Genomic DNA, 19,048 nt, shown 5'->3' with positions numbered 1-19,048 from the left:
ATCCAACCATTGACCCGCAGCAGCCTGAGCCGTGCCTGCGGCAAGCGTCGATGGTCGTTCATCCCAGCCCCCTGGACAGCTGGACCGCGATGGGAAACGCCAGCACCAGGAACGTGCAGGGAAAAATGCAGCCGATCAACGGCAAAAGCATCTTGACCGGAGCCTGCATCGCGAGCCGCTCGGCTCGCATGTGACGCTCGCTGCGGCATTGGGCTGCCTGCGCCCGCAGCAAAGGCCCCAGGCTGATCCCCAGCGCGTCCGCGTGCGCCAGGGCCGTGGCCCAACGATGAACCAGCGGGCTGCCGCAACGATCCGCCATGGCCTGGATGGCTGCCGCCCGGGGGACTCCGGCACGGACCTGCGCCAGCGCGCCGGCCAACGCGTCACGCAACGGTCCGGGTGGACCATTCGCGGCGGCCGCCTGCAACGCTGCATGCGCGCCGAGCCCCGCCTCGACGCACAGCGTCATCATGTCAAGCATGAACGGCAGGCCGCGTTCGATCGCACGGCGCCGTGCCACGCCCTGGGCCCGCAGCCATGCGAACGGCAGCAGCGCCGCCGTGAAAGCGACGGCCCCGCCCGCCATCGCCCAGGCCGGTCCGCTCGCCGCGGGCGGCATCGGCGTCCATGGCGTCTGCATCCACTGCGCCTGCATCCCTATGTCAGCCACCATGCCCGCCACCGGCTGCCGCAGCAACAGGTAAACCACCCCCACCAACCCGACACCGCCGATCAATGCGGCGACGCTCAGGGCCAGGACATGCCCCTCCCTGACTTGCGGCGGCAATCCCGCCCGCATCAGCGCCCCGCTCAGCCAAGCGCGCCAGCGCCTCGGGCAGAACCGGTCCAACGCCGGCGCGACACCCGTGAGCCAGGGCCAGGCCAGACGCCACCACCACGGCACGGCACCGGGAACGGGAGCGAGGTCGGGATTCGGGCGGGGGCCGCCCCGAATGGCAGGACGCAGGACACGCCATGTCCCCCAGCCCGCTCCCAGCCCCGCCGTGATCATTCCAAAATACAGCCACATGGCGCCTCCCGCTTCAAATATCGATCCGGACGATGCGCCGGATCAGCAGCACGCCCGCGGTCTGGAGTCCGCCCAGCACGGCCAGCACCGTCCACCCGGCAGGCGTGTGCCAGAGCGGCATCATGATGTCCGGCTCGAGGCGATCCAGCGCGATCAGCAGCAGCACCGGCAACGCGCCCACGATCCAGGCCTGCATGCGCCCCTGCGCGGTCAAGGTCCGCAGCCTGGCCTGCAACTGCAGCCTGGCAAACAATGTCTGCGCGATGCTGTCGAGCGCTTCGGCCAGGTTGCCACCGGTCTGCGCGGCGGTGCGCATGGCCGCCACCATCAGGGTTGTGGATTCGGCCGTCATTCTCGTGTTCAGGCGCGCCAGGACCTCGTCCCACGGCACGCCGAGCCGCTGTTCCCGCAGCATCAAGCCAAACTCCTGTGCCAGCGGCGCCCCGCCCTGCGCCACCACTTGCCGCAAAGCGGGCATCAAGGCGACACCTGCCCGCAAGGCCGACGCCAGCATCAGCAAGGCCATGGGCAATTGCTGTTCGAAGCGCCGCACCCGCCGACGTCGCAACAGGCCCGCCAGCATGGCCGGCGCCCGCAATGCCGCCACGCCCGTTCCAACGGCGGCCATGCCGCTCGCCGTGAGCGCGAAGGCCGACATTGCCGCCAGCAGCGCCAACGTCACCGCGCAGGCCCAGAGCCTGGTGGGTTCGACGAACAGGAACAGTTCCGTGAACCGCAGGCCCGCATCCCGCGTGTAGCGCTCGCGGTAGCGCCGCAAGGCTGGCGCCAGCCGGCGCGTCGCCCACCACGCCAATGTCGTGACGCAGATCATCGCTCCCGCCGCCGCCAGCCACATCATGGCGAGGCCGCCAGGCCATCCGAGGCCGTGCCGGCCTGTCCGGCCGCAAACCAGGCCATGTCCAAGCCCGCCCCCGCCTGCTGCCATTCCGGCGCAAAACTGGGTATCGTGCCGCAGCCGCTGAATCCGCCGGCGCGCTCGTGCCGGAATAGATCCTGCAGCTGAATCCGGCCGCTCTCCATGCCGGTGACTTCCGCGATCGAAAGCACCACCCGGCGTCCGTCGGGCTGGCGTGCCAGTTGCACGATGATGTCGATGCTCGCCGCGATCTGCTCACGCACCGCCGTCAATGGCAGATCCAGTCCCGCCATCAGGACCATCGATTCCAGGCGCGCCAGCGCGTCGCGCGACGAATTGGCGTGCAATGTGGTCAGGGAACCTTCGTGTCCGCTGTTCATGGCGGTCAGCATGTCGAACGCCTCTGCCCCGCGGCACTCACCCACCACGATCCGGTCCGGCCGCATCCGCAGGGCATTGCGAACCAATTCGCGGATATCGACGCGCCCCCGGCCCTCCTGGTTGGGAGGACGGGCTTCCAGGGCCACCAGATGCGCGTGATTCAAACGCAGCTCCGCGGCGTCCTCGATGGTGACGACGCGCTCACCCTCGGGGATCTCGTTGGACAGGACGTTCAACAGCGTGGTCTTGCCAGAACCCGTGCCTCCCGAGACCAGCAGGTTCTTGCGCAGCCGCACGCAACGGGCCAGGAACCGCGCCATGGCATCGCTGAGCGCTCCCGCGGCAAGCAGGGCCGGCATGTCCGGCCGGCTGCGCGGAAACTTGCGAATGGTCAGGCTGGCGCCCTTGAGCGCGACCGGAGGGATGACGGCATGCACCCGCGCCCCGTCGGGCAGCCGGGCGTCCACCATGGGCGAGCTTTCGTCGATGCGACGCCCCAGCGGCGTCACGATGCGCTCGATGACACGGCGCACGGACTGCTCGCCGGTAAACGCGGCCGCGTGACGCCAGAGCCGGCCCTCGCGCTCGACGTAGATCTCATCGTGCCGGTTGACCATGATCTCGGTGATGTCCGGCGCCGCCAGCAGAGGCTCCAGCGGCCCCAGCCCGACAGCCTCGTCCAGCACCTCACGGCACAAGGCTGCCCGGTCCACCCCTGGCGCCGACACATCCTCATCGGCCACGATCTGTGCCAGCAGGCGCGCGGCTTCGGCGCGCAGCGTGGCGTCGCTCATGCCCGACACATCGCGACGGCGCAGGTCCAGCGCTCCCAGCAAGGCGGCATGCAGCCGGCGACGCAGGTCGAGCGACGGCAGCGAGGATCGCGTCGAATCCGGGATCCGGGCCGGCATCGACGGCAAGGGTACAGGCGGATGAATCCGGGCGAGCGCGTGGCCGCGCGCGTCCGCCTTCACGAATTGCACCCGCAGGCGGCACGGCCCGATCAGGATTTCATCCTGCGGCAGTACCGGCGCATGGTGCGCCACGCGCAAACCATTGACGAATACACCGCCCAGGGCGCCAAGGTCCTCGAGCACAACGGCCGAGGCCTCTTGCCGCAGCCGCGCGTGCTGCCGGCCCACTCGCCAGTTGGCGATACGCACGCCGCAATGGGCGCCGCGGCCGATCAGCGCCGGAGCCGCGGCCCTGATCTTGCGCGTGGCACCGTCGTCAAAGGTCATGTCGATTTCAAGCATGGTGCTACTCCTGATTGGCCGGGGCCGGTTCGCGGGCGGTGCCGGCCCATTGCGAGCCCTTCCCCCCATGGATATTCCACCCCGCCATCACGGGAACCTCCGTGCCCAATCGCGACGGTTCGGGAAAGGCAGCGCGGATCACGTCGCGTCCACGCCGTACGCGATCCGTCATGGCTGGCTCGTTGCGCGATACGATCCGGGGCGTAACGAAAATGGCCAGCTCGGTCTCGCGCAACTGATAGCGTCGCGAGGCAAACAGGGCGCCAAGGATCGGAATGTCTTTCAAGCCGGGCAGGCCGCTGCTGTCGTCGGCGCGTTCGCGAGACAGGAATCCGCCGATGACCAATGTGTCGCCGGAGCGGACATTGAACTCGGTCGAGGCGCGGCGGGTCCGCAGCGCAGGTCCGCTCGCGCCGGTCAACGCCATGTCCACCGAGCTGGCTTCGACCTCGATCAGCGAACGGATGACGCCATTGCGATCGATGCGGGGAGTGATCCGCAGGGACACGCCATAGGGCTTGAACAAGGTGGTGGGATTGCCGCGCGAATCGGTGGAGACGTAAGGCACTTCGCCTCCCGCCAGGAACGTCGCGCTGGCGCCGCTGCGCGCCAGCAGTTGCGGCTGTGCCAGCATGACGGCCTCGCCGCTTTGCGCCAACGCGGCGATACGTGCCGACAACAGCGCATTCACGCCGAAATAGCCCGCGACCGACGACACCGGCGCGGGCGTGTCGATCACCGCCTCACCCGGCCGCGCCATCCGGCCCAGGGAACCGGCATCCCACGCCAATCCGGCGTTGACGCCGCCTTGCGTCAGGCCTTCCCAGCGCACGCCGATCTCGCGCAATCTGGAGCGCGGCATTTCCACCACCTGCACATCCAGCTGCACCATGCTGTCCCACCCCACCCTGCCGGTGAAGTCCATGACCTCGGGGTAGTGTTCCGCCAACGCCGCGATACGGGCGTGGTCGTCATCGGAAAGGTCATCCCCCTCGACGACGACACGGCCACCGACCAGGGAGCTGCGGGCCCCCGGGATGCGTGCCAGCAAGGCATCGACCTCGGCGCGCAGGCGCGTGACACCGGCCGCCGCGACATGCACGTCGTAGGCCTGCACGCCGCCATCGGCCCAGACCTGTATCGACGACACGCCCTCGGTGCGCGCAAAGACCACGACCTCGCGGCTGTCGGTGGCGATGGCACTGAGCACCTGGCTGTCGCCGATGGCCACGCGTGTCACTCCGGACTCCGCCAGCACGCGGCTCTCCCCCACCTGCATTTCGAGTGTCTGGCCTGCCGGCCAGGCCGATCTGGCGGCCAACCCAAGGCATAACGTGGCCAGGACCGCAAAGGATCTGATGTTCATGGATGCTCCGACTCAAAATCCGCCAAGACCGTGCCAGGCGCGCTTGCCGACAGACCTGGCCGGTCGCCATACAGGATGACCACGGCCGGTTCGCGGGACGACTCGGGAGCCAGCCCGATCAACGACGCCAGGTCGCGGGGCGGGTCCTCCGGAATCCTGGCCGTATCGGCGCGATTGCGCACCAAGCCGGTCAGCGTACCGGCCCGCCGCGCTGCGAGATATCGCATGGCCTGGTTCGGCGTGGCGGCCAGCGTGACCTGCGCCGGACCGGTTCCGCCGCTGGCATCGGGCACGGCCAGGACGCGCACGCCCTGCAATAGCGGCGTGGTCACCTCGCGGCCCCGATGCGGGAACGAGACATAGATATCGACGAGGTCCCCCACCCGCAACAGATCCGCCACGGTTCCCAGATCGGCGACCGGAACCTGCAAGGCCCGCTGGCCGGGATCGAGCCGTGCCGCCAGTGCCGGCGGCGAAGCGCTGTCGGTGCGAGCCAGGCACCCGCTCAGCACCGGATCTCCCTGGGCCAGCGCCACCCCCAGGCGGGTCCCCAGGACGCTGTCGCCATCGCGTGGCTCGATGCTGGCGGCCGGGGCCCACTGCGCCGGGATGTCGCGTATCGCCAGATGCGCTGGCGTCAGCTCGGTGCCGGCCGGCAAATCGCGCGCCGCCACTAATCGACTGACCATGGCCTCGCGGTGCTCGCCCGCCAAGGTATCGACCCGCTGCCGCACGTGTTCGCGAACCGCCCAGGCCGCCACCAACCCGGCGGCGAGGGCCAACAAGGGAACCGCCATCTTGCGCAAGGCGCGCAACCCCCATCCGAGCAAGCGCATCATGGTGTCGATCTCCGGATCCAGATGCCACTTCCCGATTCGAGCGGCACCAATAGCCATTGCAGCCGTTCCTGTCGGCGCTGCCATGACTGCCAGCCGCCGTCTCCCGGCCCCGCTTCGATATCGCGCCAGCCGTCGCGCGCCAGGCCACGCCGCAGCAACGGCGCCAGGCGCGACGGCGACAGCTGGTACTGCCAGATGGATTCGGACAACACGCGATCCGCTTGGGCAACGGCGAAATCCAGCCGGAGCCGCGCCCCGGATGGCAGCCATGCGGGCGGCGGGGATGCCGACGTGGCCAAGGCCGACAGCGACGACATGCTGCCAACGCTGCGACCCGCGGTGGGACTGGTGAGCCGCAGCACCCAATAGGCCTCGCCAACGCGGCCCGACAGGATGGCGAACCCGGGCATGATCCGCAGATCTTCCAGCGCCGGCTGTTGCCGCGACAGGGCCTGGATCAGCGTCGCAACGTCGACCGGGGCGTCAAATACCCACACCTGTACCGGCATGCCGTGCAACCACATGCGCTCGGCCACGGATTCGACCCGCGAGCCAGGAGGAAAACGCAGGTCCGCCAAGGACGCAGGCCCTGATGCGGACGGCAACGCGTCGGCCGGCGTCGTCGCCAGGGCCGTCGTCCCCAGCGCCAGGGCCAATGCAGCAAGGGCCGCCAACCCCGCCACGACGACCGTACGCGCGCCCCCACGGCGGACGCCGCGCCAAACGACGAAGTGGGCATGCGTGATCATTGGCCGGCCCCCGCGACGGGCAGCAGCCTGTCGGCCGGCACCACATCCGCCCATGCCGACAGCCAGTCCAGCGCAAGCGGCGCCCGGCGCCATGGTGCATCGGTAGCGGCAGCCACCGGCCCGGCCGCGCGCGCGACAGCCTGTGAGCGATCAGCAAACTGTCTCCATGTCGTCGTCGCCGCCGCGATGCGACGGCCCGCGTCCGCGTCATTGGACGCATGCCCGGCCCCCAAGGCAACGCTTGTGCGGCGCTGCAGTGTCATGACGCTCCAGGGACCTGCACCGGTCACAGCGCCGCGGGCCGTCGCGGACACCAGCCGCGCCTCTCCGCCGAGCCACTCCGCTTGCGGCAGGGTATGGTTGAAGCCATCCGCGCCGGAATGCAATGGGACATGTTCCAGCTGCACCCGGAATCCGGATTGACCGGGATTCGGCGCGCCTGCCGCACTCGCCATCGCGGTCATGCGACTGGCCTGGAGCAGCATTTGCGCGGAAAACTGCAGCCGCCCCAACCAGCCGATTGCCAGGAGAACCAGGGCCAGCCCGGGCAGGACAAGCAGCGCTTCAGCCATGGCCTGGCCTTGCTGCCGGTGGCGAGCGCTCATCATGGCGCAGCCCTGGCCAGCAGCGCTTCCGCGGATGTCACGGGCGACAACCGCGCCTGCCAATACGGGCGAAACAACGTGGCCAGCTCGGTGTGCCCGTCAGCACGCGCCTGTGGCCGCGCGAAGAACGTCTCGGCGGCGCTCGTAACCGTCAATGCCGCATCGGCGCCAGGCAGGAGCAGACCGCCCAGGATCGCCGTCTTTGGCGCCGTGTTGCGGTCGAGCTTGACCGCCACCGCAAACCGCAGCGGCGCCGTCTGGCAGCAGTGGGCCAGCTCGTAGTAATCCGGCAAACCCTGGCCAGGCCAGCGCTGCCCCTGCGCCACCGCGTAGGAATTGGCCAGCGGCGTGCCCGTGCCGTCGTGCAGGTCCCATGTGGTGGACTGCCGTACCCAACGCCAGAAGTCCTGTGCAATGAAATCCGCCGGGGGATTCTCGACGTGCTCCAGGTCGGACGGAGCCCTGGAACCGTCGCCCAGCACCGCACCCCAGCCCATCGCGTACTCGCGCAGATAGCATCCCGCCCAACGGTTGAAGCGCAGCGAATGGAACGACTGCGTATCCACCGCGCCCCAGCGTCCGTCCGCTCCCAACCAGGTCGCGCCCCGGCGGCGCAAGGTGTGGTGTCCTTGTGGGCAATGCGCGACAGCCCGCACGGCGTTGCGGCGCGTACCGTCGCGGCGCCCGACAAAGTCATAGCGCTGCACAGCCTGCTCGACAGCGGAACGCAAGCCAGCGTGGCCCATGGCATCGCGCCGCTCGAGGTATCCCGGCCAGCCATCGCTGAGCATGCGAATGGATGGCACGGGCGCCGTGGGATGGTTGTCTTGCAGCACAAGCCGCATGAGCCGCGCGCGCGTGGCCGGAAGATCGGCCACGGCCGAGGCCATGCCGACCGCAAGCACCTGGTGCACGACACGATCGTGTTCGGCATAGGCTTGCGCCAACCCCGCGGCGGTGCCTGGCTCGGCGCGCGCCGCGCGATAGGCCGCCGCCACGTCGCGACCGAACAGCGTGGCGAGCAGCCGCACCGGTGGGTTGTTGCGACGGCGCTGCCCGGCAAGCGTGCGCGTGAAGGCCATCGATGCCTCCAGGGTCACCAGATGTGCCATCGCGACCTGGTGGGCGACCAGCGTGCGGTTTGCGTAGGCCAGCAGATTCAATCGGCGGGCTTGCGCAAGCGCGCCGCTATACGCGGCCGCGTCCGCCGCGTGCGTCAGGCGCATCCGCGCCTCGACCACGCGTCCCACGCCATGCAGCATTGCCAGCGACGCAACGGCCACGGCAAGCAGCAACAGGCCCGATACCAACGCCTGGCCGCGCTGTGCCTCGGACTTCAGGCGGCCTTTTCGAGCATTCATTTGTCGCCCACGGCATTGCCGGCGAAGGACTTGAGCGTGCGCGTTGAGACCTGGCCCGCCGCCTTTTTGACCGCCGCGGCCGCCGCACGGGTTTGCGCGCTGCCGTCTTCGCCCGCGAGTTCGCGCGCCATGGCCGCGGTCTGCGCCCGCACGACCTGACCAAAATGCTGATAGACCGCGATGGCGGCAATCGCCACCAGCGCCACGATCACGATGTATTCCGTCATGCCCTGCCCCGCCTGACGCTGCAAATATCCCGACACTGCCGTTCTCCGCTCGCGATGAATGAGGGTCACAGTGTCGAGGCTGCCGCAGAGCGCCACAATTCGCGGATACCGAGCTGGATCAAAACATCGCACCATCCGGCCGAGTCGACATCGGCCCAGGACAACGCCCAAAAAAATGTTGTAACCCCTTAATTTCCATCGGGTTTTCCCTATTGCCCAGGCCCCAGGGCGGCAGTAGATTGAAGTTGCCGGGCTGTCTGACACCCATCGCGTGCGAAGCCGGGCAGGAGCGCCTCAGACTCATCGCGAGCTGGGGCGCTCTTCCATTGCGCGGCCCGCAGACAGGACCCGGCGCGCCGGCGGCATTACAAAATCTATACACAGTCGCCCAATCCCCTCACAGGGCCATGGCTAGCATTGCGTCTTTCGTTGCCCGATTCGATTGACGACCTATGCTTGCCTACGCCCCACAGCCCAGGGCCTCGCGCCCCGTGCAGGGCGCCGCCGTCCGCAATCCCGCCATCGACGCCCTGCGTGGCCTGGCGATCCTGTGCGTCGTGCTGCTGCACGTGCAGATCCACATCCCGCAAGAACAGAGCCTGCTGGGAAAAGTGCTGCCGCCCGCCCTCTTCAACCTCGTCTTTCGCAGCGGCTACTACGGCGTCATCATTTTTTTCGTGATCTCGGGCTTTCTCATCACGCGCGCAGCCCTCGAGCGCTGGGGCAGCCTGGAAGCCGTCCCCTGGAAACCGTTCCTGCGACGCCGGATCGCCCGCATCTACCCCTGCCTGGCTTTGCTGGTATTGATACTGGCCGGCCTGCACTGGGCCGAGGTCCCCGGCTTCGTCGTCGACAACACCAGCCTCGCCCGGGCTGCGGCCAGCGCGCTGGCGCTGCATCTGAATTGGCTGGAAGCCCAGGTCGGCTACCTGCCCGCGGCCTGGAACGTGTTGTGGTCGCTGTCCATCGAAGAGGCGTTCTATCTGGCGTTTCCGCTGATCTGCATGCTGGCGCTGGCGGCGGGCCGGCGCGCACTGATCGTGGCGCTGCTGCTGTTCGTGGGGCTGGGTCCCTTCGCCCGGGCTGCCTTCAGCGCCAACGAAATCTGGGCCGACCACGCCTACCTGTCCGGCATGGACGGCATCGCCACCGGCTGCCTCGCGGCCTTGTACGCCGCCTGCCCCGCCCGCTGCGCGCGGCACGGCCGCAGGCTGCTGCTTGCCGGCACCGCGCTGTTCTCACTGGTGTTCCTGTTGCGCAAGACCACCCACATGCTGGGCCTGACGGGCCTGGGGCTGAACGTCACGCTGCTGGAGATCGGCGTGGCCTGCCTGCTGATAGGCTGGAGCCGTCCGCGGCGTGCGCCACGTCCCAACGCCATCGCCGCCGCGCTGCGCTGGGCCGGGCAAAACAGTTACGAGATCTACCTCACCCACATGTTCCCCGTGCTGCTGCTGGCGGCCGCATCGTGCCGCAATTCCGGCGGCGTCGTGTCGACCTGGTGGCGGGCGGGCGCGCTGACCGCGGCCAGCGTGCTGGCGATCCTGCTGTCGGCCATGCTGGGGGGATTGGTGGCGCGCTATTATTCGACGCCCATGCGCCACTGGCTGGCTCGGCCCGCCCCACGATGAAGCGGCAGACGGCTGCTCTGTTCCACGCGGTGCGTCGGGCGCCGCTGGCACCCATCCGGCAAGGCCACCGTGAAAAAGCATACGATCGGTTATCCTCCGCAGCAAAAACCACGAGGATGAATCGAACGTGAGCACCGCTCATTCCTTCCAGACCGGCAAACTGGCGTTGGTCCTGTCCAATCGGCTGGGTGATACGTTATATCAAATGACCCTGGCCAACAATCTGCGCAAGGCCGGCCGCGACCTCACCGTGTATGGCGTGCACGGCCACGCCTTGCGGGAATGGTTTCCCGACTTCGATATCCAGCCCCTACCCGCGGACATCGACGGCCTGGCGGGATACGACACCATCGTGCAAATGGACCCGGACAGCCCATTCGACGGCCTGACCCGAGTCTGCAGGCGTTTTCTCAGCACCAAGGAATGGGGCAAGATCCGGGCGGCGCCGCGCAGGCATGCCTCGCCCAACGGCATCCTGGATGAATTCCGCCGGTTCTCGGTCGACGCCTTCGGCCTGACCGAATGGAGCGACGACAACGGACTGCGCGCGCCCGCGCGCTTCAAGGCCCGCCTGCACGACAAACGCGTAATCCTGCACCCCACCTCGAGCGAAGCGGAACGCTGCTGGACGCCGGGAAAATACGTCCTGGTCGCCCGTCGCCTGCGCGCCATGGGCTATGAACCCACCTTCGTGCTGGCGCCCTCTGAACGCGCGTTCTGGCGCCCGCTGCTGGAGCAGGCCCATGCCGGCCTGGTGGAAGCGCCCTCCATCGACGGTGTCGCCGCGCAAGTCTACGAGTCGGGCTGGTTCATCGGCACCGATTCCGGGATCGGCCACCTGGCCTCCTGTTGCGGCCTGCCGACGGTGACCATCGTCGACCGCCCCCGCAATATGCCGCGCTGGCGGCCGGCCTGGGCCGACAACATCATCGTCAAGCCGTGGTGGCTGCCCCTGCGGACCCTGCGCCGCAAATATTGGCGCGAGGCCACCACGGTGGCCGCGGTGATGCGTTGCTTCGGACGCATGGTGCATCGCCAACGCCGCTGAGCGGGAAAACAAACAAACCGGTTGTCGACATGTCGGCAACCGGCCTGGCTCGGCAAGGCCGATTCCCGCCGCGCACGAGACTCCCGAACGTCGTTATCGCGTCAGGCTGCCAGCGTCCCGCTCCTGACCATCCTCGCCTCGTCCATCGCGGCCTCGTAAGCGCTCAACGTCTCGGCCATCTTCTGAGACAGTACCAGGTGACGGTCGGCGAACGCCCGCGCCTGCTCTGCGATGCGGGCGGCCTGCTCCGGATGCGACCAGATCCACGCCAGTCGTTCGGCAAAACCGGCGATGTCACCCACCGGCGCCAGCCAACCCGTGCTGCCAGGGTGAACGATCTCCGGCAATCCCCCGACCGCGCTGGCGACCACCGGACAACGCGCCGCATAGGCTTCTGGCACGACGCGGGACCAGGCCTCGTTGACGGATGGCACCAGCACCGCGTCGGCGGCATGGATGACACTGGCGATATCCTCGCGATGTCCGGCGAATGTCACGCACCCGCCGATTCCCAGTTCCGCCACCAGCTCTTGCAGTTTCTGGCCATACGCCATGGTGCCGCGTGTCGGCATGCCCACCACCAGGGCGTGCGCCGGCAACCCGCGCTGGCGCAGCAGATGCACCACGCGCAGCAGGTCCTCCTGGCGTTTGTCCGGACGCAGCATGCCGATGGTCGCGACGACGAACGCGGCCGGATCCAGCCCCAACTCGCGCCGGGCCGCCTGGCGCCGCTCCAGCTTGTCCGCGCCCACGAAAAAGCCATGGTCGGCCCACTCCCCAACGACACTGATACGGTCCTGCGCGGCAAAGCCCGCCGTGACAATATCCTGGGCGCCCCCCTGGCTGGTGGTGATGACACGGTGGCAGCCCAGGCGCCATTCCAGCCGTCGCCGCCAGCAGGTGCCCAGAGGGCGGGCGAAGTGCCAGGTCCGTACCAGCGAGCACAGGTCGCGGCATAGCGCGGTCGCCTTGGCGTCCGACGTGCCGTGCGCATCGATGACCTGGATGCGCAGATCCTTGACGAGCCGGCGCAGCTTGAGCATGCCCGACCACGAATACGGCGAACGGAAGTTCATGCCGATGGTCGCCAATCCCCAACTGCGCGCAAGCTTCAGGGTTTCGCTTCCTGGCGGCGCGGCAATCGCCACGGCGTGGCCCTGCTCCCGCAGCCAGCGGGCCTGATCCAGGACGCGGAACTCCAAGCCACCCAGGTTCGAGCCAGAAAGCGTGTGCAGAATTTGCATGAAAATAAAAAGACCGGAAAGCGTGACGCAACTGGCGACGCCCGGTGGCAACTCCGCCCCCGGACCAGCCCGACTCGGTTGGCGCCCAGGCAGGGGCGGCATGAGCGGGATCTCGAATCCGCAGGTCGGCGCTTGGTAAGATGGCCGTCGCGCATCCTTGCGCGGCAGGCTATCGGGTCATCGAAACCAACTGAAACGCCAATTTTGTGAAATTTAGCTATCGGTCAGGAATATAGACAGGCAAAAGGGGACGAATTAGGCGATGCCTTTAACTATTGTTAATTTCTTTGCTAATTTCGTAACATTCTGATTCCACACCTCCCCTCCTGTCCAAGGTGGCGCCGCCGGCATGCGCTGGCACGAAAGGGGCAATACCCAGACAACAAGGGTTGGAACCAGAAGCCGAACGGCCTCTTGCGCCGCGCGGGCCTGTCGGCCGCAACAGCGCCGATGGCGGGAGAATTGAGGGGAAAGCCATAGGGGAATGACGACGGGCGCTCCGCCCTCGCATTGCGCGAGGCATCGTCATCAGCGCTGTCCTACGTGCCGCCCATGCCGGCCCGGTCTGTGCCGACCGGGAATCAGCGCTCAGAAAATACAGGTCTTTTGCGTGCAGGTCTTTCGCGCGCCTTCGACCAGAAAAACCGCCACCCGACGATAAACCGATGCCATGCGGGCGCCTGTCGACATGGCGCGGTGGACCGCCGCTGCATCACGGAAAACAAAGCGGGCCTCGGATTGCTCCGAGACCCGCATTGTTCTTTGGTAGGCCCCCCGAGAGTCGAACTCGGCACCAACGGATTATGAGTCCGCTGCTCTAACCAGGCATGAGCTAGAGGCCCAGGAAACTTACTGCCCTTCCAGGAAGCTCTTCAGCTTGTCGGCCCGGCTCGGGTGACGCAGCTTGCGCAGCGCTTTGGCCTCTATTTGGCGGATGCGCTCACGCGTGACGTCGAACTGCTTGCCCACTTCTTCCAGGGTCTGGTCGGTGCTCATTTCGATACCGAAACGCATGCGCAGCACCTTGGCTTCCCGCGGGGTCAGAGAGTCTAGCACTTCCTTGACCACGTCGCGCATGGAACCATGCAGCGCCGCGTCCGAAGGCGCCAGGGTGGAGGTGTCCTCGATGAAATCGCCCAGGTGCGAATCGTCGTCGTCCCCGATCGGCGTTTCCATGGAGATCGGCTCCTTGGCGATCTTCAGGATCTTGCGGATCTTGTCCTCGGGCATGTCCATCTTCTGCGCCAGGGTCGCGGGATCCGGCTCGGCGCCGGTTTCCTGCAGGATCTGGCGGCTGATCCGGTTCATCTTGTTGATCGTTTCGATCATGTGGACCGGAATACGGATGGTGCGCGCCTGGTCGGCGATGGAACGCGTGATGGCCTGACGGATCCACCACGTCGCGTAGGTCGAGAACTTGTAGCCGCGACGGTACTCGAACTTGTCCACGGCCTTCATCAGGCCGATGTTGCCTTCCTGGATCAGGTCCAGGAACTGCAGGCCGCGGTTCGTGTACTTCTTGGCGATCGAGATCACCAGGCGCAGGTTGGCCTCGGTCATTTCGCGCTTGGCCTTGCGGGCCTTGGCTTCGCCGGTGGCCATGCGCTTGTTGACGTCCTTCAGGTCCTTGAGCGGCAGCACCACGCGGGTCTGCAGGTCGATCAGCTTCTGCTGCAGTTCCTGCACGGCGGGGATCTGGCGCTCCAGCGTTTCGGCGTACGGATGGCCGGCAGCCACTTCGTCGACGACCCACTGCAGGTTGGTTTCGTTGCCCGGGAACACCTTGATGAAATGCGTGCGCGGCATGCCGGCACGGTCCACACACGTGTGCAGGACGGCGCGTTCGAGCTGGCGCACTTCTTCCACCTGGTTGCGCAGCGTGTCGGCCAGCTTCTCGACCATCTTGGCGGTGAAGCGGATGCCCATCAGTTCGTTCTGGATCGACTCCTGCGCGCGCACGTAGATGTCCGACTTGTAGCCGTCCTTCTCGTACGACAGGCGCATCTTGTCGAACTGCTTGCCAACCTCGTCGAACTTGGCCAGCGCCTTCACGCGCAGGTCTTCCAGCTGCTTGCTGGACATGCCGCCGGCGGGGCCGTCGTCGCTCTCGTCTTCGTCGGCCGAGACACCGGCACCCGCGTATTCCTCGCCGTCTTCCGGATCCACCAGGCCGTCGACCACTTCGTCGATCTGCGCCTGGCCTTCACGCACGCGCAGGACGTGGGCGAGGATCTCGTTGATGGTGGTCGGGCAGGCCGAGATGGCCATGACCATGTGCTTCAGGCCGTCTTCGATGCGCTTGGCGATTTCGATTTCGCCTTCGCGCGTCAGCAGTTCCACCGAGCCCATTTCGCGCATGTACATACGCACGGGGTCGGTAGTGCGGCCGAAATCCGAATCCACGGTGGTCAGCGCGGCTTCGGCTTCGTCTTCGACGTCGTCGTCGTTGGACGCGACCGGCGCGTTTTCGCTCATCAGCAACGTTTCGGCGTCGGGGGCCTGGTCGTAGACCGCGATACCCATGTCGCTGAACGTGCTGATGATGCCGTCGATGGCTTCGGCGTCGACCAGGTCGTCAGGCAGATGGTCGTTGATTTCGCCGTACGTCAGGTAGCCGCGGTCCTTGCCCAGCTTGATGAGCTGCTTGAGGCGGTTGCGGCGCGCTTCATATTCCTCGGCCGAGACGGGGCCGCGGGCGATCAGGTCCTTGGGATCGGCCTTGCCGCGCTTGCCGCCACGCTTGGGCGGCTTCAGGTCCGGCAGGACTTCGCCTTCGCCGTCCATGGTGTCGTCGAAACCGTCGGAATCGTTGTTGGCATTCTTGGCCGGGCGGCCCGGGCGGCGGCCGCTGGGGGCCGGGCGCGCGCTGCCGACCAGGTCGGCGAGCTTGTCCTCGGCCTTCTTGGCGCGGGCCTTGGTCACCTTCTCGGGCTTGTCCGCCGCCGCCGTCTTGGCGGCCGCCTTCTTGGCGGCCGTCTTCGCGGCAGGCTTGGCGACCTTCACCGCCGTCTTGGCGGGCGCTTTTTCCGCCGCCATGCTGACGACGCGCTTGGCCTTGGTGGCCAGCGTGTCGGTCGCATCAATTGCAGAGGAGGATTTGCCGGTGGATTTGGTCATAGTCGCTTCCGTGGTCGTCGCAACCCGTTCGGGCATGTTGCACCGCATGAAACCGCCGCCGGGCAAAGGCCCATCGCGGCATCCATGCGGGTAAAACTGGTGAATCGGCGGAAACCCTGCGGCTGCGTTGTTCGCAGCACCGGCTCTTGCGAGCCCGCCTGGCGTCATTGCGGTCCGTGACCGGCTGGGCGCCTGGCGTGCATGGCTTCATCCCGCGACGGACTTCGGGCATCGAGGGGGGCTGTCTGCCTATAAATAGGCGTTGCTTGCCTGTCGGGCCTTGCCCTTGGCAGCTGGATAGACACAGCACCCAAACCTCAGACGCGACGCGAAGATAACCGTCGCCGGACTGCGTGATTCACCACTCAGCTATAGTAATTAACTATGTAACAAATTTGACGCACTCATCCGCTTTTTTTCACGTATCGGCTGGGATTCCCGGCAATCCGGTACCGCCCCCGCCCATCCGCCAAAACTTCGGCCGATCCGCTCGTCAAACCTTAAAACTATTAGATTCAGGCGGCGCAAATAGATTCCGCGCGCCGCATTTTTCCTGCCGTCACTTCGCTTCCTGCGGCCACGCTGTAGTCGCCTCTCAGCTGACCGTATCAGTTGCCTGACTCAGTTGCCCGCCCCAGTTGCCTGACTCAGTTGCCCGACCCAGTTGCCTGCGTCACAGCTACCGCTACCGTCGCCAATTGCTTGCAGCCGCTTGCGCATCTGCTCTTGCCACAACCGCTTTTTCAACCTTTCGCGGCGGAAAACCCTTGATTTTACCGCATTTAGCGTATGCCGGCACCCTTGAGCACCAGCATGCGGCTCGACAGTTCCAGGTAGCGCTTGCGCGCCTCTTCCGTCGCCAGGCCAGATGCCGCCAGCTTGGCCATTTCCACCTTGGCCGAATCGAATTCGATCCGCCGCAGCGCGTCGTCCCACTCGGTCTGCGGGTCGGGCAGGTCCTCCTGGGACAGGATATCGACCCGCAACCCCTTGAGCACCGTCGCCAGATCGGAGTCGGGCTCGGCGGCTTCCAACAGGGCCCCGACATGGCGCGCCCCGCTGGATTGGGCCAGCATGATCAGGTCCCTTACCAATCCTAGATGGGGGCCGTGGTCGATGACTTCAAGCTGCTGGTCCCCCATCGAGTCCACCAGTTCGGGATGGGCCAGCAACAGGCTCAACAGACGCTTGGCCAATGACGGCATGGTGCGGCGCCCTTCGAAACCGCCAACGTCATCGCGCTTGCCCTTCCAGTTGCCCTTGCCGCCCTTCCAGTCACCCTTGCCCTTCCAGTCGCCTTTGCCCTTCCAATCGCCCTTGCCTTTCCAGTCCTGCTTGCCCGCGCCGGCATTCCAGCCGCCGCCCTGCTCCCCGCCTGGCGAGGAAAACTGGCCGTAGTCGACGTATTCGCCATCATCGGCCGGGATGTCGTGGAAGTCATGGCCGCCGAAGTCGTAACCGGCATCCGCGGGCGCGCCATCGTGCAATGCCGCGGCGGCGCCCCCGCCCCCTTCGACAGGCGCCGGCTTGGCCGGCGCGCCGAACGGCTTGGCGGGTTGCTGCGCCAGCACCTGGGCCATTTCCTCGGGCGTCAGTTGCACCAGCTTGGCCATCTCGCGCTCGATCTGCACGCGCAAGGCGCATTCCGGAATCGACGCCAGCAGGGGCTTGGCCTCATGCAGGCAGCTGGCGCGGCCTTCGGCCTCGTCCATGTTGTGACGCGATGCGAGTTCGTCCAGCAGGAAACGCGACAGCGCCACCGCCTCGCCCAGGCAGGCGCGGAAGGCTTCGGCGCCCAGTTCGCGCACATACGAATCGGGATCATGCTCGCTCGGCAGGAACAGGAAGCGGATTGCGATGTCGTCGCGCAACACCGGCAGGCATGCCTGCAAGGCGCGCCACGCGGCGCGGCGGCCCGCGCCGTCGCCGTCGAAACTGAAAATCACCTTGTCGCTGGTGCGCAGCAGCTTCTTGACGTGATCCGGCGTGGTCGCGGTACCCAGCGTGGCGACGGCGTTGGCGATACCTTGCTGCGCCAATCCGACCACGTCCATGTAGCCTTCGACCACGATGACCTGCCCTTCCTGCCGGATCGCCTGGCGGGCTTCCCACAGGCCGTACAGCTCCTGGCCCTTGGAAAACAGCGGGGTTTCCGGCGAATTCAGGTACTTGGGCTCGCCCTTGCCGATGATGCGGCCGCCAAAGCCGATCAGGCTGCCGCGCGCATTGCGGATCGGAAACATGATCCGTTCGCGGAAGCGGTCGTAGCGGCGGCCATCCTCGGATTCGATGACAAGCCCTGATTCCACCAGCGTGGGATCTTCGTAATTGGGAAAAACCTGCGACAGCCCGTGCCGGTCCGTGCCGGACCAGCCCAAGCCGAAATGCGCCGCGATCTCGCCGGTCAGGCCACGTTGCTTCAGATAACGGATCGCCGCGGGCGATGCGCGCAACTGCTTCAGGTAATGGGCCTGGGCGGCGTCCAGCACTTGCGTATGGCGGGACTCCTCGGCCTTGCGGCGCGCGGTTTCCTGCTGCTGGCGCGGACTGCGATTTTCTTCGGGGACCGTCATTCCCGCCGAAGCCGCGAGCGTGCGCACGGCTTCGGGGAAACTGGCGCCCGTGTGTTCCATCAGGAAGGTGATGGCGCTGCCGTGGGCTCCGCAACCGAAGCAGTGATAGAACTGCTTGGTGGGGCTGACAGTGAACGACGGACTTTTTTCGTTATGAAAGGGGCACAGGCCAAGCAGGTTGGCCCCACCCTTTCGCAACTGCACGTATCGCCCGACTACATCGACGACGTCGACCCGGGCGAGTAATTCCTGGATGAATGATTCTGGAATCAATAGATTCTGGAATCAGAAATCAATACAGGCGCGGGGGCAGTTGCTGGCTACGGATGCGCTTGTAGTGGCGCTTCACAGCGGCGGCGTGCTTGCGCTTGCGCTCGGCCGTGGGCTTCTCATAGAACTCGCGCGAACGCAGTTCGGTGAGCAAACCGGTCTTTTCGATGGTGCGCTTGAAGCGGCGCAGAGCGGCTTCAAACGGTTCGTTTTCCTTCAGTCGAACGATAGGCATAAAGTGATTGGCCTGCTTGTAGGGTAACAAAAGTTGATGACAAACCTGGCTTGCTTACCAGCAACGCCACGTGGTTCCGGACGGCGAACCGCCTGTAAGCTCAGGCCGCAGACTACGCACGCGACAATAGTAATCGCGCATGCTGTCCGGACCAAGAGTTCAAGAGCCCCGCGCACAGGATTCCCTGCCCGCTGAACTCCTTGCTTCCAGGCGCCAGCGCCAAGAGCCTTGCAGCGCTA

Annotated in this window: 15 protein-coding genes and 1 tRNA gene; 2 read left to right on the top strand and 14 right to left on the bottom strand. The window is 66.6% G+C overall.

All coding sequences use genetic code 11. The features are described 5' to 3' along the window. Nucleotides 1-58 precede the first annotated feature (58 nt). The 9 genes from ACVN9Z_RS16660 to ACVN9Z_RS16620 are packed head-to-tail and all read right to left on the bottom strand — an operon-like array spanning nt 59 to nt 8,691. Nucleotides 59-1,030, bottom strand: a complete 972-nt coding sequence (locus tag ACVN9Z_RS16660; RefSeq protein ID WP_070783300.1) for a type II secretion system F family protein — start codon at nt 1,028-1,030, stop codon at nt 59-61. 13 nt (nt 1,031-1,043) lie between these two features. Further along, nucleotides 1,044-1,889 (bottom strand): type II secretion system F family protein, encoded by an 846-nt coding sequence (locus tag ACVN9Z_RS16655; protein WP_458212408.1) that lies wholly within the window; start codon nt 1,887-1,889, stop codon nt 1,044-1,046. Further along, on the bottom strand, nt 1,886-3,544 hold the full coding sequence (locus tag ACVN9Z_RS16650; protein ID WP_054506628.1) for an ATPase, T2SS/T4P/T4SS family: 1,659 nt from the start codon (nt 3,542-3,544) through the stop codon (nt 1,886-1,888). The genes ACVN9Z_RS16655 and ACVN9Z_RS16650 overlap by 4 nt, the downstream gene beginning before the upstream one ends. 4 nt (nt 3,545-3,548) lie before the next feature. Beyond that, the gene (locus ACVN9Z_RS16645) at nt 3,549-4,910 is read right to left on the bottom strand and encodes a type II and III secretion system protein family protein (RefSeq protein WP_049051344.1); all 1,362 of its coding nucleotides are present in this window, start codon (nt 4,908-4,910) and stop codon (nt 3,549-3,551) included. Next, a complete protein-coding gene (cpaB, locus tag ACVN9Z_RS16640; RefSeq protein ID WP_234357381.1) occupies nt 4,907-5,806 on the bottom strand; it encodes a Flp pilus assembly protein CpaB in 900 nt (299 codons plus the stop codon). Before cpaB ends, ACVN9Z_RS16645 begins: the two co-directional genes overlap by 4 nt. Continuing rightward, nucleotides 5,746-6,498, bottom strand: a complete 753-nt coding sequence (locus ACVN9Z_RS16635) for a hypothetical protein (protein ID WP_223203304.1) — start codon at nt 6,496-6,498, stop codon at nt 5,746-5,748. The genes cpaB and ACVN9Z_RS16635 overlap by 61 nt, the downstream gene beginning before the upstream one ends. Continuing rightward, nucleotides 6,495-7,070 (bottom strand): pilus assembly protein, encoded by a 576-nt coding sequence (locus ACVN9Z_RS16630; protein WP_127913750.1) that lies wholly within the window; start codon nt 7,068-7,070, stop codon nt 6,495-6,497. Before ACVN9Z_RS16630 ends, ACVN9Z_RS16635 begins: the two co-directional genes overlap by 4 nt. 32 nt (nt 7,071-7,102) lie before the next feature. After that, nucleotides 7,103-8,464, bottom strand: a complete 1,362-nt coding sequence (locus ACVN9Z_RS16625) for a hypothetical protein (protein ID WP_458212407.1) — start codon at nt 8,462-8,464, stop codon at nt 7,103-7,105. Then, on the bottom strand, nt 8,461-8,691 hold the full coding sequence (locus ACVN9Z_RS16620) for a hypothetical protein (RefSeq protein ID WP_085941767.1): 231 nt from the start codon (nt 8,689-8,691) through the stop codon (nt 8,461-8,463). The genes ACVN9Z_RS16625 and ACVN9Z_RS16620 overlap by 4 nt, the downstream gene beginning before the upstream one ends. Nucleotides 8,692-9,143: 452 nt before the next feature. On the opposite strand from ACVN9Z_RS16620, the gene ACVN9Z_RS16615 reads away from it, so the two are divergent. Both ACVN9Z_RS16615 and ACVN9Z_RS16610 read left to right on the top strand, forming a co-directional pair. Continuing rightward, nucleotides 9,144-10,322: an acyltransferase family protein gene (locus tag ACVN9Z_RS16615; protein ID WP_241059428.1), complete on the top strand. Its 1,179-nt coding sequence runs from the start codon at nt 9,144-9,146 to the stop codon at nt 10,320-10,322. 127 nt (nt 10,323-10,449) lie between these two features. Next, nucleotides 10,450-11,370 carry a glycosyltransferase family 9 protein gene (locus ACVN9Z_RS16610; RefSeq protein WP_006387914.1) on the top strand — a complete coding sequence of 307 codons (921 nt, stop codon included), beginning with the start codon at nt 10,450-10,452 and terminating at the stop codon, nt 11,368-11,370. A gap of 101 nt (nt 11,371-11,471) precedes the next feature. Here ACVN9Z_RS16610 and ACVN9Z_RS16605 read toward each other — a convergent pair whose 3' ends face one another. From ACVN9Z_RS16605 to rpsU, 5 genes are all read right to left on the bottom strand, one after another. Further along, nucleotides 11,472-12,614 carry a glycosyltransferase family 4 protein gene (locus tag ACVN9Z_RS16605; RefSeq protein WP_054483458.1) on the bottom strand — a complete coding sequence of 381 codons (1,143 nt, stop codon included), beginning with the start codon at nt 12,612-12,614 and terminating at the stop codon, nt 11,472-11,474. A 763-nt stretch (nt 12,615-13,377) separates the two neighbouring features. Then, nucleotides 13,378-13,456 (bottom strand) — tRNA-Ile (locus tag ACVN9Z_RS16600). A gap of 7 nt (nt 13,457-13,463) precedes the next feature. Then, the gene (gene rpoD, locus ACVN9Z_RS16595; RefSeq protein WP_024068358.1) at nt 13,464-15,731 is read right to left on the bottom strand and encodes an RNA polymerase sigma factor RpoD; all 2,268 of its coding nucleotides are present in this window, start codon (nt 15,729-15,731) and stop codon (nt 13,464-13,466) included. A 782-nt stretch (nt 15,732-16,513) separates the two neighbouring features. Next, complete coding sequence (gene dnaG / locus ACVN9Z_RS16590) at nt 16,514-18,577, bottom strand: DNA primase (RefSeq protein ID WP_054472408.1); 2,064 nt, start codon at nt 18,575-18,577, stop codon at nt 16,514-16,516. A 19-nt stretch (nt 18,578-18,596) separates the two neighbouring features. Beyond that, nucleotides 18,597-18,809, bottom strand: coding sequence for a 30S ribosomal protein S21 (gene rpsU, locus ACVN9Z_RS16585; RefSeq protein WP_006218592.1), 213 nt, complete (start codon nt 18,807-18,809; stop codon nt 18,597-18,599). Nucleotides 18,810-19,048: the final 239 nt, after the last annotated feature.

The sequence above is a fragment of the Achromobacter sp. KK8 genome, assembly GCF_054188005.1.
This window is presented reverse-complemented; position numbering and strand designations above follow the sequence as displayed.

Coding starts and splice junctions, on each gene's coding strand:
- rpsU (WP_006218592.1), bottom strand. CDS start 18,809: ATGCCTATCGTTCGACTGAAGGAAAACGAACCGTTTGAAGCCGCTCTG.
- ACVN9Z_RS16655 (WP_458212408.1), bottom strand. CDS start 1,889: ATGATGTGGCTGGCGGCGGCGGGAGCGATGATCTGCGTCACGACATTG.
- ACVN9Z_RS16615 (WP_241059428.1), top strand. CDS start 9,144: ATGCTTGCCTACGCCCCACAGCCCAGGGCCTCGCGCCCCGTGCAGGGC.
- cpaB (WP_234357381.1), bottom strand. CDS start 5,806: ATGGCTATTGGTGCCGCTCGAATCGGGAAGTGGCATCTGGATCCGGAG.
- ACVN9Z_RS16645 (WP_049051344.1), bottom strand. CDS start 4,910: ATGAACATCAGATCCTTTGCGGTCCTGGCCACGTTATGCCTTGGGTTG.
- ACVN9Z_RS16620 (WP_085941767.1), bottom strand. CDS start 8,691: ATGACGGAATACATCGTGATCGTGGCGCTGGTGGCGATTGCCGCCATC.
- ACVN9Z_RS16605 (WP_054483458.1), bottom strand. CDS start 12,614: ATGCAAATTCTGCACACGCTTTCTGGCTCGAACCTGGGTGGCTTGGAG.
- ACVN9Z_RS16630 (WP_127913750.1), bottom strand. CDS start 7,070: ATGGCTGAAGCGCTGCTTGTCCTGCCCGGGCTGGCCCTGGTTCTCCTG.
- ACVN9Z_RS16660 (WP_070783300.1), bottom strand. CDS start 1,030: ATGTGGCTGTATTTTGGAATGATCACGGCGGGGCTGGGAGCGGGCTGG.
- ACVN9Z_RS16625 (WP_458212407.1), bottom strand. CDS start 8,464: ATGAATGCTCGAAAAGGCCGCCTGAAGTCCGAGGCACAGCGCGGCCAG.
- ACVN9Z_RS16650 (WP_054506628.1), bottom strand. CDS start 3,544: ATGCTTGAAATCGACATGACCTTTGACGACGGTGCCACGCGCAAGATC.
- ACVN9Z_RS16635 (WP_223203304.1), bottom strand. CDS start 6,498: ATGATCACGCATGCCCACTTCGTCGTTTGGCGCGGCGTCCGCCGTGGG.
- rpoD (WP_024068358.1), bottom strand. CDS start 15,731: ATGACCAAATCCACCGGCAAATCCTCCTCTGCAATTGATGCGACCGAC.